Source organism: uncultured Tissierella sp. (assembly GCF_902479755.1).
In the GTDB taxonomy this organism is placed as follows: Bacteria; Bacillota; Clostridia; order Tissierellales; family Tissierellaceae; genus Tissierella; species Tissierella carlieri.
In genome coordinates this window covers 43,699-61,779 of sequence record NZ_CABSQO010000025.1, presented here as the reverse complement: position 1 = coordinate 61,779, position 18,081 = coordinate 43,699, and the positions used below count along the sequence as shown (strand labels likewise).

Sequence of the window (18,081 nt, the reverse complement as noted above, 5' to 3'; positions counted from 1 at the left end):
ACATTGTACCATACAGAGGTTGGAGTCCTCAATTTTCATTTAAGTTTACAAAACGATTAAAAATTACAGGAGGATATTAAATGAAAAAAGTTATTATTTTTGGAAGTAAGCATTGACCCGGATGTACACCTGCGAAAGAGTTTCTTTCTACAAATGAAGTAAAGTTTTTATATCTGGATATTACAGAAAATTTGTTTAATTTAAAGCTATTTTTGAAACACAGAGATCATGCTCCAGAGTTTAAAGATATTAGAGAAAGCGGACGAGTTGGTTTACCCTGTATTGTAATAAATGATGGAGAACAAATTGTCTTTGATTATATGACTTTAGATATAGAGGACATAAAAAAATAAAATAAGGAGGTTAAAAAGGTGATAAAAACTTTGGGAGTTTCTTTTGAGAAGATGTATAAACGCCCTCTTTATAAGATATTTTTGTTTATATTTGGAATATTATCTCTTCCTTTTGTTTTATTTAAATATTTAAGTAATAGAAGAGAAAATCAATATGAAAAATTGAAAGAAGATATTGCTAATAGGCTGATAAAAGAGGGTGTAAAGGATAAGATTATTAAGGATACTGAAGAGCAATTGAAGAATAAGCAAAATTTCTTTAAAAAAGAATTAAGTAAAGAGGATTTTAAGAATAGAGTAAATAAAAATGCAGAGAAGAAGTTTAACGAAATATTGATGGATGAGCTAGTCCTTGAAGCTAAAAAAAGAGGAATCAAAAATATTACTTTATGCAATACTTTTGTAGAATTGTTTAACAATAAGGTATTTCTTGCAATATCTATAATATTATCCCTTCCCATGTATGTATTGATATTGATCTATAGTAATCCTTATACAAAATATATATTTGAAAGACTTTTAATGATGATATTTGTTATATTCGGTGTTACTTGGCTAGTATTTACTATACTATATCTGTCTCCAATGGACCCAGCTATAAATGTTCTAGGGCAAACAGCTACACCAGATCAGGTTGCAGAGTTTAACAGGATTAATGGGTTGGACAAGCCATACTATATACAACTATTCAATACATTTAAAAGTTTAATTACTTTTAATCTAGGAAAGTCATATGTAGGAAATGAAGATGTTTTAGCTGCAATTATGAGAAAGTTTCCTATTACATTGCAATTAACATTTGCTTCCCTCATCATAGCTGTTGCTATAGCAATACCTGCAGGGATTATATCTGCAATAAAGCAATACTCATCTTTTGATTATATCTTCATGCTAGTAGCTCTCCTAGGATTGTCTATACCTACATTTTGGATGGGATTGATTTTAATATTAAATTTTTCTATAAAGATGCATTTGCTTCCCGCTACGTTTATTCTAGGAGATTGGAAAACACTTATTATGCCTAGTGTAGTTTTGGGAACATCATTAGCTGCAACTGTAGCCCGTATGACAAGGTCTTCTATGCTTGAGGTAAAAAATATGGATTATATTGTTACAGCCCGTGCTAAGGGTTTAAGTGAAGGAAAGGTTATAACTAAGCATATACTTGGAAATGCAATGATTCCTATAGTTACTGTTATAGGATTACAATTTGGAGGTATGCTTGGAGGTTCTGCCGTAACGGAAAAGGTATTTAATATTAATGGTATTGGCAGTTTCATAGTGGATAAACAATTCATTCCAGATATACCTATAGTTTTGGCAGGAGTAGTATATGTTGCAGTGATTATAAGTTTGGCTAATCTTGTAGTTGATATTATGTATTCATTTTTAGATCCAAGAATTAAGTCCAAGATGAAGTCATATTAGAAGGAGGTGGAGACTTTGGAAAACAAACAATACTTAAAAAGAATAGAAAAAAGAAAACTAGATAGTTTTCAGGAATATAGAAACTCAGCTTTTGCTTGGGGAATATCCCTAATCCTTGCACTTCTTATTTTAGGATTTGGTTTTGATATCTCAACTAAAAAGATAAATTCCATAGCAATTATAGTAGGAGGCATTTATCTTGTAGCGGCTATATTCCAATATTTAATAACAATGAAGATAAAAAAAGAAATATTACAGCTTAATGATATTAAAAAATCTACAAGAATAGTAGGATATCTTTTAATACCTTTTGCAATAACAGGTAATTTCTTTATGGCAATAGCTGGCTTTACTTTAATTAAAAAAGAAAAAAATATAGAATATACTTTATGTATTTATGCTATTTTAACGTCTTTTACAATTATGCTTATATCAGCACTAAATTTATTTAAGGCATATGTATCCAATACCTTTATGTTAGGTATGGGAATATTACTAGCTATTACGATATTTTATATATTTACCATGGTAATGGTTTCAAAGTTTGTAAAGGGAAAAGTAGTTGATAAAAAACTTTTGCCCTTTGCATTCCCCCTAATCCTTAGTGTTTTAACAGGGAATGTATTTGCATTCTTATTGGGATTGATAATCATAAGTAAATTAAGACAAAAAGATGAGGAAATCTCTATAGAATGGATCGACGTACTTAGAAGATTGTTTAGAAACTATATGGCAGTTTTAGGAATGTTTATGGTAATTCTACTTATTTCTCTATCAATTTGTAGTAATTTAACCTTTGATTATTCTATTGCCATTGATAATAACTATGAAACTATTTTGAAATCTCCTTCATTGGAATTTCCTTTTGGTACAGATAATTATGGTAGATGTGTTTTTACTAGAATAGTCTTTGGGGCTAGGATATCCTTAGTAGTTGGTACTATTGCAACTTTAGTCCCTGTAATCATAGGTGGAATCTTAGGTGCAATATCTGGCTATTATGGTAAAAAATTAGATAATGTGATTATGAGATTATTAGACATTTTATATGCAGTACCAGGTATATTGTTAGCTATCGCAATTGTGGCTGCCTTTGGTGCAAATACAATTAATTTAATTTTGGCTCTAAGTATAGGTTCAGTTCCTGCCTATGCCAGAACCGTAAGGGCTACTGTAATGAGTATATCTAATAATGAATTTGTGGAAGCAGCTAAGGCCTGCGGAGCAAAGGATTTTACTATAATATTAAAGCATATAATTCCTAATTCTTTAGCACCTATAATTATAAGAGCTACCTTAGGAATAGGTGGAGCAGTACTTTCTACTAGTTCCCTAAGCTATCTTGGATTAGGGGTAGAACCACATATTCCAGAGTGGGGTAATATCCTCAAGATTGGAAGCAACTACCTTGAAACTAATCCTTATTTAGCCATATTTCCGGGGTTAGCGATTATATTGATTGTATTATCTTTTAATTACTTTGGCGACGGTTTAAGAGATGCACTAGATCCTAAATTGAAGTAAGAAAGGAGAGGGAATTTTGGAAAAAGATAAGATATTAGAGATAAAAGATCTTCACGTACATTATATTACAGAAGATGAAACGGTAAAAGCAGTAAACGGTGTGAACTTATCCTTAAAACAGGGTGAAAGTTTAGGTCTAGTTGGAGAAACCGGTGCTGGTAAATCTACTACTGCTTTAGCAATAATGCAATTAGTTCCATATCCTCCAGGTATTATTACCCAAGGAGAGATAATATTTCAAGGAAAAAACTTAATTTACAATACGGAAAAAGAAAATCAGCAAATGAGAGGGAATGGTATATCCATGATATTCCAAGATCCTATGACTTCTCTTAACCCCATTATGACCATAGGAGAGCAACTTTTAGAAGTTGTAATGACTCATAAGAAGTTAAATAAAGAGGAGGGAAAGAAATTAGTTTTAGATTTATTGAAGGTTGTAGGAGTAAAAGAGGATAGGTACAATGATTATCCACATCAATTTTCTGGTGGGATGAAGCAAAGAGTAGTTATAACCATGGCGTTATTATGCAATCCTCAACTTTTAATAGCAGATGAGCCTACTACTGCATTAGATGTTACTATACAGGCACAGGTACTAAAGATTATTAGTGATTTACAATCAAAATATAATATGGCTATGATACTCATTACTCATGATTTAGGTGTTGTAGCAGAAACTTGTGACCATGTAGCTATAATGTACGCAGGAGAGATAATGGAAAAAGGTACTGTTAAAGAAGTATATACAAATGCTAAACATCCATATACTAGGGGACTTTTTGAGTCTATACCAAAACTAGACGAAGATAGTGAAAAGCTCATTCCGATTCCTGGCTCTGCTCCTAACTCTGCTGATTTACCAACGGGATGTCCATTTCATCCGAGATGTAAGTACAAACAAGATATATGTGCAGAATTAGCTCCAACGGTTAAAGGCAAGGAGCATCAATATAAATGCCATTTTTCATTATTTGAAAATGGGGAGGGCAACTAAGATGAAACATATACTGGAAGTAAATAATTTAAAAAAATATTTTAGTGTACCTAATGGAAATCTTCATGCAGTTGATAATGTAAGTTTCACCATAGATAAAGGCGAAACCTTAGGTATAGTTGGAGAATCAGGATGTGGAAAAAGTACTTTGGGGAGAGTGATACTTAGACTTCACGAACCCACTGCTGGAAGCGTCCTCTATGATGGCATAGATATTACAACCTTTGATAATGAAGAGATGCGTCAAATGAGAAAATATATGCAGATTATCTTTCAAGATCCATATGCTTCATTAAATCCTAGGTTTACTATATCACAGATTATTGAAGAGCCACTTAAGCTTCATAACATATATAAGAATGAGAAGGAAAGAAGAGAAAAGGTAGAATACCTCATGGAGCAGGTAGGATTATCCAAAAGGGCATATAATCTTTATCCTCATGAATTTGATGGAGGCAGACGTCAAAGAGTAGTTATAGCAAGGGCCTTATCTGTAGATCCATCATTTATAGTATGTGATGAGCCAGTATCTGCATTAGATGTTTCTGTACAAGCTCAAATTTTAAACTTATTAATGGAACTTCAACAGAAGTTAGGATTAACCTATATATTTATTTCCCATGATTTATCAGTAGTAAAACATATATCTGATAATATTGGTGTTATGTATTTAGGACAACTTATTGAAAAAGCTCCGAAGAAAGAAATATTTAGGCAGCCATTACACCCATATACTGTAGCTTTATTATCGGCAATACCATCTATAAATATAGAGGCTAAAAAGAAAAAGATTATTCTTGCTGGAGAAATAGTTTCACCTATTAATCCACAGCCTGGATGTAGATTTGCCGCTAGGTGTCCTTTTGCAATAGAACAATGCAGAAATGAGAATCCATCCTTAAATGAAGTTGAAAAGGATCATCATGTAGCTTGTTTTAGATATAAAGAAATTCAAGATGGTACTCTATGCTTTGAGACAAAATAATGAGTTCTGTTTTGTTTTAACTAAAGGAGGGGGTATCGGAAATAATAGATGTTAATAGGAAATGATATTAATTATATAAAAGGAGAGATGAATAATGAAAAGATTTATATCTATACTGTTAATTTTAGTGATGGTATTAGGTGTTGCAGGATGTAATGTAAAGACTAAGGATGATGTAAAAAACAACACTCAGGATACAGCAGCTTCTGGAGATTCATCAGTTAAACCAGTAGATATTCAGATATTATCTATGAGCTCAAATGAAAAAGATGTAAATATAGTAAGAGATCAACTTGCAAAGGCAGGTTTCAATGTTAAACTAAATATTCAACCTGATTATGGTAGCTTTACAGGACAAAAGGAAGCAGGAAACTATGATATAGCAATCTCTGGATGGACAACTGTTACAGGAAACCCTGATTATGCAGTAAGATCTATATTTACAACAGGTGGAGACTATAATGATTATGGATTATCAAATCCTGAGCTTGATAAATTAGTTGAAGAAGCTGCTTCTGAAACACCAGAACAATATAAAGAAACTTATAAAGAATTTGAAAAGGTTCTTGTAGAGGATAATGCATATATAATTCCACTTTATTCCAGTCTTAAGAGTCAAGCTATAAATAAAGATGTATTAAAAGCTGATAGTGTTAGATTGAGTAAATCTCGTTCATTGCCTTGGGAAGAAATTGATTTTGTAGACCAAAGTAAAAGAACTTCTTCACCATTTATAATGAGCCAGACACTATCATCATTAACATCCATGGACCCTATCAAGGGAAATGACGGTTCAATCAATATAATAAATACAAATATGCATGTAAGATTAGTTAATTTAACAGACGATGATGAAGTAACCTCTAAGGGTTCTCTATCTTATAATTATGTTATTGAAGAAGGAAATCAAGAGTATTACTTTATACTAAGAGATAATGTAAAGTTTGCTAAAGTTGTTGATAAAAAGGCTGTAGATACTGGAGAATTAGTAGCTGCAGAAGATGTTGTATTTTCCATGAATAGAGCAAAGGACAAGAATTCAGTTCCAGACCATAGAACTTATAGTTTGCACTCAAGTATGGATAAAATCGAAATTATTACAGACTTAGCATCATTAGAAAGCTTCAAGGAGTCAGGAAAAGAAACATCAGTAAAGTCTGCACTAGAAGCAGGTTTACCAAGTGAAATTAAAGAACTTGTTGCAGATAAAAAAGATGTAAATAATGCAGCTGGAAAATACCAGGTAGTTAAAGTTACAACAACTCATCCTTTCCCACAGGTATTAAATTATTTAGCACATCAATCAGCAGGTATTGTTTCAAAGAAACAAGTAGAAGCAATTAATACTTATGATGTTGCAAAATATGATAAGAATAAAGATATAGCTTATGGAGATCAATCAACTGTAACTGAGGGTGCAACATATAATAACACTCTTGCAGTTAGTGGACCATATATTATGCTTTACAAAAATGACTATGAAGTAGTATTTGAAAAGAATCCTGGATATATGGCAGGAACAGAACACGAGCCAAGAATAAATAGAGTAGAAGTTAAATTTATAAAAGACCTAGACAGCTCACTTTCAGCACTTAGAAGTGGTGAGATTCATTTATTATATAGTGTACCAGAAGATAAATATCCATTAGTAGAAGGAGATTCTAAGCTTACTCTACAAAAAAGACCAAGTAATGCAGTATCCTATGCATTCTTTAATCTACTAGGAAATAGTGAGTTTTCAGATGAAAACTTAAGAAAAGCAGTATTAAATGCAATAGATCAAGATCAAATCTTAGCAGTATACAATAATTTAAAGATCAAGGCTTATTCAACAATTAGTACATTAGTAGATACTGGAAATGTTCATAAGGCTGATCCAGCAAAAGCAAAAGAGTATATACAAAAATATTGGGATTCAAAGAAATAATAGTATAACAAGATGGAATTCATCCTTTACACCTTATAAGTAAGGGATGAATTTTATCTTTGCTAAGGCAGATAAGGAGGGGACATATATGGATATTAAAAGACATATTATCGAAATATTAAATAGAGAAATTAAACCTGCTATCGGATGTACTGAACCTGTAGCTGTTGCATTAAATACAGCCTATGGAGTATCAATATTACCTAATGATTCCAAAGAAATTTCAAAAATCACAGTAGAAGTAAGTAAAGGAATATATAAAAATGGTATGGATGTAGGAATACCAAATACCAATAAGATAGGCTTACATATTGCTGCATCATTAGGGGCATCAATAGGAGATCCAAAATGTGGATTAGAGATATTGGGGAAGATTACGAATGAAGAATTAAAATACTCGGAGAAAATATTAGAGTCTTGCGAAATTAATGTTAAGGTTGATAAAGATAATAATAAGCCGGTTTATATAAAGACCACTATAGAAAACAAAGATCATGTTTCAATTGCCATAACAGAAGATAAACATGATAATATTGTCTTATTATCAATAGATGGTAATGAAATATTGAATAAGAGAAATGGGGCAAACAAGGAAAATAATAATGATAATGAGGAGCAAAACTTCTATAATCTACCGATAAATACTATAGTAGAAGAAATTGAAAAATTAGATTATGAAGATATTAAGTTTTTATTAGACGGTATGGAAATGAATATGAATATAGCTAAAGAAGGATTAGACAAAAAGCATGGCTTAGGGGTAGGATATAGTTATAATAGCAATATGAAAAATGGTTTAATCTCAAAAGATTTTGTGAATTTGGCATATGCTTTAACTGCGGCTGCATCAGATGTTAGAATGTCAGGATATTCTATGCCAGTTATGAGTTCAAGTGGAAGTGGAAATAATGGATTAACTGCTATATTGCCTTTAGCTGCATATAAAGAGATTATGAAGATAAGTGATGAAGATTTAGTAAAGGCGTTAGCAATTAGTCATATAATCACATCTTATGTAAAAAGATATATAGGAAGATTATCTAATTTATGTGGGTGTAGTATAGCTGCATCTATAGGATCAGGAGCAGCTATTGCTTGGTTGTTAGGAGATAAAAATGCTATAACATCTACAATTAACAATATTATAGCAAATCAAGCAGGTGTAATATGCGATGGTGCAAAACCAAGTTGTGCATTAAAATTAGGTACAGCAGCTTCTACAGCTGTGCAGTCTGCTTTATTAGCTATTGAAGGAATAACAATTAAAGATTTTAATGGAATAGTAGATAATCAGGTAGAAAAAAGCATTAGAAATCTTGCAAAACTTAGCGGTGAAGGGATGAAAAATATTGACGATACAGTCATAGAAATAATGTTAAATAGATAAAAGAATAGTATTTTTTATTGATTAATACTATTTAGTTTACTAAGACCCAATGGATATGACAGATTAAATCCATGGGTCTTTTTCACATCATTGTATAGCTATTTATCCTAGAATTATTAAAGATAATATATTAATATTAAAAATCTGATATAATTATTTTGAGGTGTTGATAATGAATGATAATGAAATAAAAATAAGTATTCTTGCACCTTATTAATATGCATTTAGCAATATCTAATTATATTAGAAAGACTTAAATAAGAGTGTCAGTTTATGATATCAGCGTTCCTTGAGATTGTAATATATATCCTTGTACCTTCATTGGGTTTACTATCTATATTAAATGTTGCATTTTCACCATACATAAGTTTAAATCTTCTATAGCAATTTTTAAGACCTATATGATTTGTTGAGCAAGTATCTCTATCAATTTGTAAGATCTTTTTAACTTCTTCTAATTTTTTATCATTCATTCCAATTCCGTTATCTATTATTTCAATACAGTAGAGAGAAGATGTTGTTGAAAAATTTAATTTCAATTTACCACCATTTTCCAATGGGAGAAGGCCATGTTCAATAGCATTTTCTGCTAAAGGCTGCAAAGAGAAATAGGGTATCATTAGTGAGAGTATTTCATTGTCTGCCATAATTTCATAGTCTATTCTTTCAGAAAAACGATTTTTCTGTATAACTAAATAGTTTTGAATATAGTTGAGTTCTTGTTCTAAAGTAATCTTTGATCGTATATTTGACAAACTATAACGTAGCATTTGTGAAAAAGAATTTAGCATATTTGAAGCAGATGAATATTCCTCCATAGAAATTAATCGAGATATAGAGCTGATTACATTAAAAATAAAATGTGGAGTAACTTGTTTTTGGAGTGCATCTAATTCTGCTAGTTTTAGATGATGCTCCATCTCGATTTGTTTTTTCTCATATTCCAAAGTTTTTTGTCGTTCCTCTGCTAATTTTTCCTGAAGCTTGTTATACATAGTATTTTGAATAATATAATTGGCTATATTTTCTAGGGATACTGCTGTAGCTTCAATTTCTTGTCTGGTAAGTATTTTTATATTACTGAAATATTCGGCGGCTTCTTCTGTATCCAGCCAAGGTAGTGGTTTAAACTCTGTATCTTTTGGATAGGTATCCATATCTGAACATAAAACTTGTCCGGCAGTAATTGCTCCTATATATTCTCCTTCATAAGTTAAAGGGATTTCTATATTTATAAGACCTGCATGACATACATATATACTGGCCTTTTTTGTTTTGATAGCTAAATTTATTGCCTTCCGATTAGTTAATGCACAGTAAGAAGCTCCTTCTTCTGTCTTATTAATTGCACTACAAAATTTGGAAAAATTACTTCCTTCTCCTATATGATTACCGTCTAAATCTACAAAAACAACACCAAAACCTGTAGCAAAAGCAAAGGAATCCTGAAATTTTTCTAGAAACTCTTCTGTTAATATATCTGTCAGTTTAATGTCCATTTTCCACGTTTCCCTCCAGTCTGACTTGAGAAGGCTGCTTACCTGTAACCTTTTTAAAACTACGATTAAAGTGTGATACATTTGTGAATCCACAATTTCTTGAAATATCTTTTACTAAAAGAGAAGAATTTTTTAATAAGTAAATAGCATAGTCAATTCGTTTTTGATTCAGAAAATCATTTATAGTGTAACCTTTATCCTGATAAAATTTTCTTGATAGGTATGTGGGATTAAAATGAAATATTTCTGCAAGCATATCTAATGAGATCTGTTTCTCAAAGTTTTCTTCTATGTATTTTTCAACCATATCAGTAAAATTAGAAGATAAAGATAGATTTCCACTGAATAAAAATAAGAATTGCCTAAAGAAATCTTCAGTGACAGCCAGTATATCATACCAATATTGGGATTTGCTTATTTTTTGAAGATACTCATCACCATTTAATAATGATTGTATATCATCAGGTAAAACTTTTTTTAATGATCTCATTATTGAAAAAATAGTATTTACTATATGTAATCTGTATTCTTCTAAATTATGTTGCTGAGAATTTAAAAAGTCAAGATAGTTAAGAGTGTTAAACCTAATAAGTTCAAAATCTCCTGTGAAGATAGAATTGATTAATCTGTCTACTAGTGTATAAGGATATTTATTGTTTAAAGTATTTGAGACATTACAATAGTCACCAATGACTTGTCCTTTCAGACATTTTCTGTGAAGAGAATTAATCATTGTATCAAGTATTTCTTTTTCACTAGCAGGTTTCAATAAATAGGCATCAAGATCATAATGGATGGCTTGCTGTGCAAATTTAAATTCTGAGTAAGCACTATTTAAGATGATAATGGTGTTATGGAACTTTGTCTTTATAGTTTTGGCAGCAATTAGCCCACTTTGAAGAGGCATATTAATATCCATAATTATAATATTAGGTTTCTTTTGAAAGGCTATATTGATAACTTGCTCCCCATTAGTTGCTTCTCCAACTAGAGTAAATTCGTCAGAGTGTTTTTTGAGAACGCTTTTTAGATAATTTCGTTCAATAATTTCATCATCTGCTATTAATACTGTATACATTATGTTTGTCCCTCCTTGAAGAAGATATATTTAACAGATAAAGTCTCTAATTATAGATTATCATTTGCTTATATACATATCAACATATTATAGATTTGCTATTTCATACTTTTGATTTGCAAAATATGATATTAAGATATAAAAAAGAAAATATATGTAAAGGATTTATCGACACTAGAGATGTTACAATATATTTAGAATAATAAAAAAATTCAATTATGTATTCAACAAAGCATCAACAATTTGCAATTGTTTAGGTAGTAATTATATTAAAATAAAGGGAGGAATTATCTATGAGGGTAAATGATAGGCATGTATCTTTTTATTATGAGATGGAAATCTTGAATAATATTTACTGCCATGTTATTAACACAGACGAGCGATTAGAAGTTATTAAATAATTATAGGGGGTATTAATATGTCAGATGTAAAATTAAAAAGAAATCTATCTTTTATGCAAATGATAGCTATAGCTTCAGGAGCAGTAATCGGCGGTTGGCTTGCTGAAGCTCCTTATTGGTTCTCTGTAACTGGAGCAGGAGCAGCAATTATATTTCCTATTCTCGCTGTACTGTTAATACCTGTAGGTCTAACTTTTGCGGAGCTTACTGCAATGTTACCATTTTCATCTGCAGTTGATATCTGGACTACCAATGCATTTGGTCATAAAGCAGGTTGGGCAGCTCAATGGATGATGTTTTTAATACAAGTCGTGGAGCCACCTATGATGGCATTTATTTTTATAACAGCACTTAATTTTTTTATTCCTATTCCGGCTGATATGGTAGTTTGGGTTGCTATTGGAATAATAGTTTTATGGTATATACTATCTAATTTTAACATAGGATTTACAGGAAGATTGGCTAGTATATTTTTCTTCACAATGGTAGTTATATCATTAATTGTTGCTGGAACTTTTTTCTTTAGTGGAAACTGGTCATTTGATAATATTTCTTCTCATGGTGGTATGTTTCCTAGGGGATTCAATGGGATATTTATAGCATTTGCAGTATTTTCCTTGAAGTTTATAGGCTTCGAAATGACTCCCACAATGATAGAAGAAACAAACTTTCCACCAGAGAAAATATGGAAGATTATTCTGTCATCATTGTTTGTTCCTGCGATTCTATATTTTATCATTGTATTAGCAATAGGTGGTATGGCTCCTTGGAAAGAAATAGCAAGTATGAATCTACCAGAACCAGAGCTTGTAGCTAAATTTGGATTACCTAAAATAGTTGGTATAGCAGCTATAGTTTCAGGTATACTACATGCATTTACTACATTGATGGGATTTTGGGTATCATCAGCAAGAGTATTATATGGAGCTGCTCAGCTAAATCAGTTACCTAAAGCTTTTATGAAACTAAACAAGCATGGACAACCGATAGTGGCAAATTTTGTAGTATTATTATTTTCAGTTTTCTTCTGTCTCTTTACTGGAGATAACTGGGTTCAATATATTTATGCAGTTTCCTGTATAGCAGCTGGGTTGGTATACTTTATATGTTGTTTGGATGCAATGGTTCTAAGGAAGAAGTTTCCTGAATGGGAAAGACCTTATAAGGCACCAGGAGGTAATCTATTATTCATTCTAGGAATGATAGTATCTGTATGGATAATCATAGGATCATCTTTGGAATTAGCAATAGGTGGATATATCTCACTTATCATATATAGTTTTATTGGAGTTGTATTATACTTATTGATGGAATCCTATAGAAAGAAACATCCTAATAAGCACGAATTAATTACACTAACACCTGATGATATCAATAGCCTTGAGTAAATAAGAGCTAAGACAGGGGGAGTTTCTCCTGTCTTTTTGAAGTAATAAATATAAATTTCGATATAGATGTGGAGGAGATAAAGATGAAGATAATTTCAGGAAACAAAGTTATTTACAAATTTACAAATTTAATGGATCATGTGGAGGTAATTTCCTCTGGGGATGTAATCAAGGTAAAGACAAATGACTGCTTCTTTCAACAAATCTATAATGAAGAGCAAGTTTTAACAGAAATTGACTATGATAGATTGAATCCTGCTACAGGACCTATTTATGTAGAAGGTGCAGAACAAGGGGATTTACTTCAAGTAAAAGTTATTAGCATTGATGTTGCTAACAAAGGAGTAGCTGCAGTAGTACCTAATGAAGGTGTACTTGGGGATCAAGTTAGTAAACCAATGATTAGAGTTGTGGATATTATAGATGGATATGCAATATTCCATGGAATAAAACTACCTATAAGACCTATGATAGGAGTAATCGGAGTAGCACCAGCTAAAGAAGATGGGGAATGGGCAACTGATAGTCCATGGAAGCATGGTGGAAATATGGATACTAATGATATTACAGCTGGGTCTACATTATATTTTCCTGTAAATCAAAAGGGTGCTTTGCTGGCATTAGGTGATTGTCATGCAATTATGGGAGACGGAGAGATTTGCTTTACTGGATTAGAAGTGCCAGCAGAAGTTACCCTTGAAATCAATTTGATTAAGGACAAAAAAATAAAGTGGCCTTTACTTGAAACAGATGGATATACTATGGTTATTGCTTCCGGTAATAATTTAGACTCTGCTCTATATGAGGCTACTAGTGAAACGGTAAAATATCTTGAGGGTGCTCTAGGATTAGAATGGGAAGATGCTTATATTTTAACTAGTTTGGCTGTAGATTTAAAAATATCTCAAGTTGTAGATCCTAAAAAAACCATAAGAGCTGCTATACCAAAATATATTATATCAACAGAAAGATTGATTCAATCATTATAGTTTTGAGAAATTAAGGGAGCAATTGTAGAAAGTAATTAATAGAGCTAAATAAAAAAGCTTAAAGTAAAAAACATGGGACAAGGTCTAACCTTATCCCATGTTTTTTAGGTAGATTTTCAGAATAATGCAAAAAAATATGTATTTAGGGTATAATTTATTATACTGAATCTAAATAAGAAAGGGGTTTTTTAGATGAAAACCATTGCTATTGCAGGAACCTTTGATTCTAAAGGAAAGGAATTTTCCTATGTAAAGAATATTTTAGAAGGATTAGGTTTAAAGACTCTTACAATACACTGTGGCGTATTTGAGCCTATGTTCGAAACAGATGTATCAAATGAAGAGGTTGCAAGAGAGGTAGGTGCTGATATTAAAGAAATTGCAGCCAAAAGGGATAGGGCATTAGGGACTGAAATATTATCAAAGGGAATGGAAAAGTTAATACCAAGGTTATATGCAGAGGGTAAATTCCATGGAATAATTTCTTTTGGAGGAAGTGGAGGGACTTCTTTAGTTACGCCTGGTATGAGGGCTTTGCCAATAGGAGTACCTAAGGTTATGGTATCTACAGTTGCTTCAGGGAATACCCAGCAATATGTGGGCACTAGTGATATTATGATGTATCCGTCGATTGTTGATGTATCTGGTCTAAACTCAATTTCCACTAAGATTTTTACAAATGCTGCCTTTGCAATTGCAGGAATGGTAAAGTTTGAACATGAGGAAAAGATAGGGAAAAAACCTTTGGTTGCTGCAACTATGTTTGGTGTAACCACCCCTTGTGTAGATAAGGCTAGGGAATATCTGGAAGAGCAAGGTTATGAGGTATTGGTATTCCATGCAACTGGTACAGGCGGAAAGACTATGGAGAGACTTATAGAGGACGGATTCTTTGATGGTGTACTTGATTTAACTACAACTGAGTGGTGTGATGAATTGGTTGGAGGAGTTCTAGCTGCAGGGACTCATAGATTAGAAGCAGCGGGAAAACATAAAGTTCCACAGGTCGTATCTCTTGGAGCTTTGGATATGGTAAACTTTGGTCCTATAGATACTGTTCCTAAAGAATTTGCTGGAAGAAAATTATATAAACATAATCCTACTGTAACCTTGATGCGTACTACTGTAGAAGAAAATAAAAAATTAGGTGAAATAATTTCTGAAAAGCTAAATAGTGCAAAGGGTTCAACTGCTTTAATAGTTCCACTTAGAGGTGTTTCTATGATTGATGTAGAAGGGCAACCATTCTATGGGCCAGAGGAAGATAAGATATTGTTTGATACTATTAGAAAAAATATTGATCAAAATAAAGTAGAGTTAATTGAGATAGATTTAGACATTAATGATAAAGAATTTGCAGTAACAGCTGCGAAAAAACTAGTTGAGTTTATGAAGGCTAATAATTAATTATATAAGATAGGAGGAATAAGATAATGGCTAGAGCTGAAGTACTTAAAAGGTTAAGAGATGAAGTAGCAAAAGGAAATATTATCTTAGGGGCAGGTGCTGGAACAGGTATATCGGCAAAAAGCGGGGAAGCAGGTGGCGTAGATTTAATTATTATCTACAATTCTGGTAGATATAGAATGGCAGGACGTGGATCATTAGCAGGACTTCTTTCATATGGTGATGCAAATCAAATTGTAGTAGATATGGGAAATGAGGTTTTACCTGTAGTTAAGCACACTCCTGTACTTGCTGGAGTTTGCGGTACTGATCCATTCCGAATTATGGATGTTTTTTTGAAACAGTTAAAGGAGCAGGGTTTTGCAGGAGTACAAAATTTTCCAACTGTAGGATTAATAGATGGAGTATTTAGACAGAATCTAGAGGAAACCGGTATGGGTTATGATCTTGAAGTGGATATGATAAGAAAGGCTCACGAATTAGATATGCTTACTACTCCATATGTATTTGACACTGAACAGGCTAAGAAAATGGCAGAAGCTGGCGCAGATATTTTAGTTGCCCATATGGGACTTACTACAAAGGGAACTATTGGAGCAAAGACAGCTTTAACTTTAGATGATTCGGTAAAGAAGGTTCAAGAGATTTGCGATGCTGGTAAATCTATAAACCCTGATATTATGATACTTTGTCATGGTGGACCTATTGCTGAGCCAGAGGATGCAGCTTATGTGCTTCAAAGGACTAAAGGTGTAGACGGTTTCTTTGGTGCATCTAGTATTGAGCGTTTTGCTACTGAAGTAGGAATCAAGAAACAGGCAGAGATGTTTAAGGAAATTAAGAAATAACGAAAAGAAAATAGAGTAGAAGGTAATCGTTAATTTTAATTACTTTCTACTCTATTTTCATTATTTTCTTTTCAGGGATAACCTTTATAATTATGTAAAAGGCTATAGATGAATTTCCCACTTTAGTACTATATCATAGAAACAATATATTTGATATTATCTATATTAAACATAAGTACTAATTTACATTAGTGCATAAAAATAAAGGGAGGAATTGAAGTGAAAAAATTAAAACCAATCCTATCAATAATTGCTCTAACAGCCCTTATCGCTGCGACACCAGTGTTTGGACAAGCAAATAATGGGAAAAACAATTCTAATAATGGTAAGCAACCTGTAAAAGAAGAAAAAGTAAAAGACGAAAAGATAAAAGAGGAAAAAGAAAAAAATAATAATGACAACAATGGGGATAATAACAAAGCCAATCCAGGGAAAGGACAAGATAAGTCTTGGAAAGAGGCAAAGGATTTAGTAGAAGCAGAAAAAGATGCTTTAGAAGTTAAAAAGGATGAACTTGAAACTGAAAAAGATGAGCTTGAAAAACAACTTGAGGAAGCTGAAACTAATGGGAATAAAGAGCTTGCAGAGCAGCTTAAAACTCAAATTAGTGAGATAGAAAAACAAAGATTAGAGATTAAGTCAGAAATGAAAAACACTATAAATTTAATGAAAGAAGTAGTCAAAAATAGATATAGTATTGAAGAACTTGAGGAACTTAGAAAAATTAGTGATGAGCTAAAAGAACAAAATGAAGATATCATAGTTATACCAGTAGAAAATATCAGTATCAATAAAGATATTAAATTCGATACGCCACCAGTAATAAAAGAAGGAAGAACTTTAATTCCTGTCAGAGCATTAACTCAGGGATTTGGAGCTGAAGTAGAGTGGAAATCCGAAGAAAAGAAAGTAACTATTACAAAGGGAGATAAGGAGATAGTATTATATCTTGATAATAAAACTGCCACAGTAAATGGAGAGAAAGTTGAATTAGAAGTTCCTTCAACAGCATATAATAATCGTACTTATGTACCTCTAAGATTTATTATAGAAAATTTAGGGCTAAAAATTGATTATGATGAAGATACAGGATTAATAGAAATAGACGATGAAGATGATAAAGATATTGATAATAAAGACAACGATGATGATGTTGATAATGTAGAAGATATAAAAGAAGATGATTCCCAGGAATAAATTCAATCAAGGACGGACAAGATGAAATCTTGTCCGTTTTTTAGGTATATGAAATTAAATTTTGGATATAAATTGATATGACACTCCTAAAAACTTGGTGGTGTCATAGCCCAAATAGATTCGCAGACTTCGTCACCTACGTTAATATATCTATGTGGAATAGTACTGTCAAAATAAATACTATCTCCTTCTTCTAAGATATATTCTTCATTTTCCATTTTAACCATTAATTTTCCTTTGATTACAAGACCACATTCTTCTCCTTCGTGGGTTACAAAATCCTTAGAAGAGTAGTCTCCAACTTTAATAGTAATATATAGAAACTCAATTTTTCTATTGAGATCAGCAGATAATAACTCATAAATAGCATTGTTGTTGGAAGCTATTATACGTTTTCTGCTATTTTTTTTCACTACAGGACTAGTATTGATTTTAGCTTCTTCTTCAAAAAAATATCCTACAGAAACACCAAGAGATTGTGCAATTTTCCACAAGGAAACTATAGAGGGAGTAACAATGTTCCTTTCTATCTGACTAATTAAACCAGGGCTTAGCTCTGCATTATCGGCCAAATCAGAGATATTCATTTTTTTTAACTTTCTTAATTCTTTTATTTTTGTACCTATGTCTATATCTATGTTCAAAGTTAAAAACCCCCCATTGTTAATTTTAT

At 31.9% G+C, this 18,081-nt stretch carries 15 protein-coding genes; 12 read left to right on the top strand and 3 right to left on the bottom strand.

Translation table 11 applies throughout. The features are described from left to right. Positions 1-191: 191 nt before the first annotated feature. The 7 genes from RDK80_RS13585 (at position 192) to RDK80_RS13555 (ending at position 8,601) form a co-directional block, all read left to right on the top strand. A complete protein-coding gene (locus tag RDK80_RS13585) occupies positions 192-353 on the top strand; it encodes a hypothetical protein (protein ID WP_235601298.1) in 162 nt (53 codons plus the stop codon). 18 nt (positions 354-371) lie between these two features. Beyond that, positions 372-1,781, top strand: a complete 1,410-nt coding sequence (locus tag RDK80_RS13580; RefSeq protein WP_308524559.1) for an ABC transporter permease — start codon at positions 372-374, stop codon at positions 1,779-1,781. 15 nt (positions 1,782-1,796) lie between these two features. Beyond that, on the top strand, positions 1,797-3,305 hold the full coding sequence (locus RDK80_RS13575; RefSeq protein WP_308524558.1) for an ABC transporter permease: 1,509 nt from the start codon (positions 1,797-1,799) through the stop codon (positions 3,303-3,305). Positions 3,306-3,321: 16 nt separating this feature from the next. Then, positions 3,322-4,302, top strand: coding sequence for an ABC transporter ATP-binding protein (locus RDK80_RS13570; protein ID WP_201259809.1), 981 nt, complete (start codon positions 3,322-3,324; stop codon positions 4,300-4,302). Position 4,303: 1 nt separating this feature from the next. Continuing rightward, positions 4,304-5,287 (top strand): dipeptide ABC transporter ATP-binding protein, encoded by a 984-nt coding sequence (locus RDK80_RS13565; RefSeq protein ID WP_308524557.1) that lies wholly within the window; start codon positions 4,304-4,306, stop codon positions 5,285-5,287. 94 nt (positions 5,288-5,381) lie between these two features. After that, on the top strand, positions 5,382-7,214 hold the full coding sequence (locus RDK80_RS13560) for an ABC transporter substrate-binding protein (protein ID WP_308524556.1): 1,833 nt from the start codon (positions 5,382-5,384) through the stop codon (positions 7,212-7,214). An 88-nt stretch (positions 7,215-7,302) separates the two neighbouring features. After that, entirely contained in the window at positions 7,303-8,601 is a 1,299-nt protein-coding gene (locus RDK80_RS13555) for an L-serine ammonia-lyase, iron-sulfur-dependent, subunit alpha (RefSeq protein WP_308524555.1), read from the top strand. Positions 8,602-8,867: 266 nt separating this feature from the next. Here RDK80_RS13555 and RDK80_RS13550 read toward each other — a convergent pair whose 3' ends face one another. Together RDK80_RS13550 and RDK80_RS13545 are read right to left on the bottom strand one after the other, a co-directional pair. Further along, a complete protein-coding gene (locus RDK80_RS13550; protein WP_256311089.1) occupies positions 8,868-10,100 on the bottom strand; it encodes a PocR ligand-binding domain-containing protein in 1,233 nt (410 codons plus the stop codon). Further along, on the bottom strand, positions 10,090-11,178 hold the full coding sequence (locus tag RDK80_RS13545) for a response regulator (RefSeq protein WP_308524554.1): 1,089 nt from the start codon (positions 11,176-11,178) through the stop codon (positions 10,090-10,092). The genes RDK80_RS13550 and RDK80_RS13545 overlap by 11 nt, the downstream gene beginning before the upstream one ends. 418 nt (positions 11,179-11,596) lie before the next feature. On the opposite strand from RDK80_RS13545, the gene RDK80_RS13540 reads away from it, so the two are divergent. The 5 genes from RDK80_RS13540 to RDK80_RS13520 all read left to right on the top strand — a co-directional run bounded on the left by RDK80_RS13540 (position 11,597) and on the right by RDK80_RS13520 (position 17,408). Next, positions 11,597-12,967 (top strand): APC family permease, encoded by a 1,371-nt coding sequence (locus RDK80_RS13540; RefSeq protein WP_256311092.1) that lies wholly within the window; start codon positions 11,597-11,599, stop codon positions 12,965-12,967. Positions 12,968-13,050: 83 nt separating this feature from the next. Continuing rightward, complete coding sequence (locus tag RDK80_RS13535) at positions 13,051-13,956, top strand: acetamidase/formamidase family protein (protein WP_308524553.1); 906 nt, start codon at positions 13,051-13,053, stop codon at positions 13,954-13,956. A 192-nt stretch (positions 13,957-14,148) separates the two neighbouring features. Further along, a complete protein-coding gene (locus RDK80_RS13530) occupies positions 14,149-15,363 on the top strand; it encodes a Tm-1-like ATP-binding domain-containing protein (RefSeq protein ID WP_216560303.1) in 1,215 nt (404 codons plus the stop codon). A 26-nt stretch (positions 15,364-15,389) separates the two neighbouring features. Then, positions 15,390-16,211 carry a phosphoenolpyruvate hydrolase family protein gene (locus RDK80_RS13525; RefSeq protein ID WP_216560299.1) on the top strand — a complete coding sequence of 274 codons (822 nt, stop codon included), beginning with the start codon at positions 15,390-15,392 and terminating at the stop codon, positions 16,209-16,211. 219 nt (positions 16,212-16,430) lie between these two features. Beyond that, positions 16,431-17,408 (top strand): stalk domain-containing protein, encoded by a 978-nt coding sequence (locus RDK80_RS13520; protein WP_308524552.1) that lies wholly within the window; start codon positions 16,431-16,433, stop codon positions 17,406-17,408. An 86-nt stretch (positions 17,409-17,494) separates the two neighbouring features. Here the strand turns inward: RDK80_RS13520 and RDK80_RS13515 are convergent, their stop codons facing one another. Next, complete coding sequence (locus tag RDK80_RS13515) at positions 17,495-18,052, bottom strand: cupin domain-containing protein (protein WP_308524551.1); 558 nt, start codon at positions 18,050-18,052, stop codon at positions 17,495-17,497. Positions 18,053-18,081: the final 29 nt, after the last annotated feature.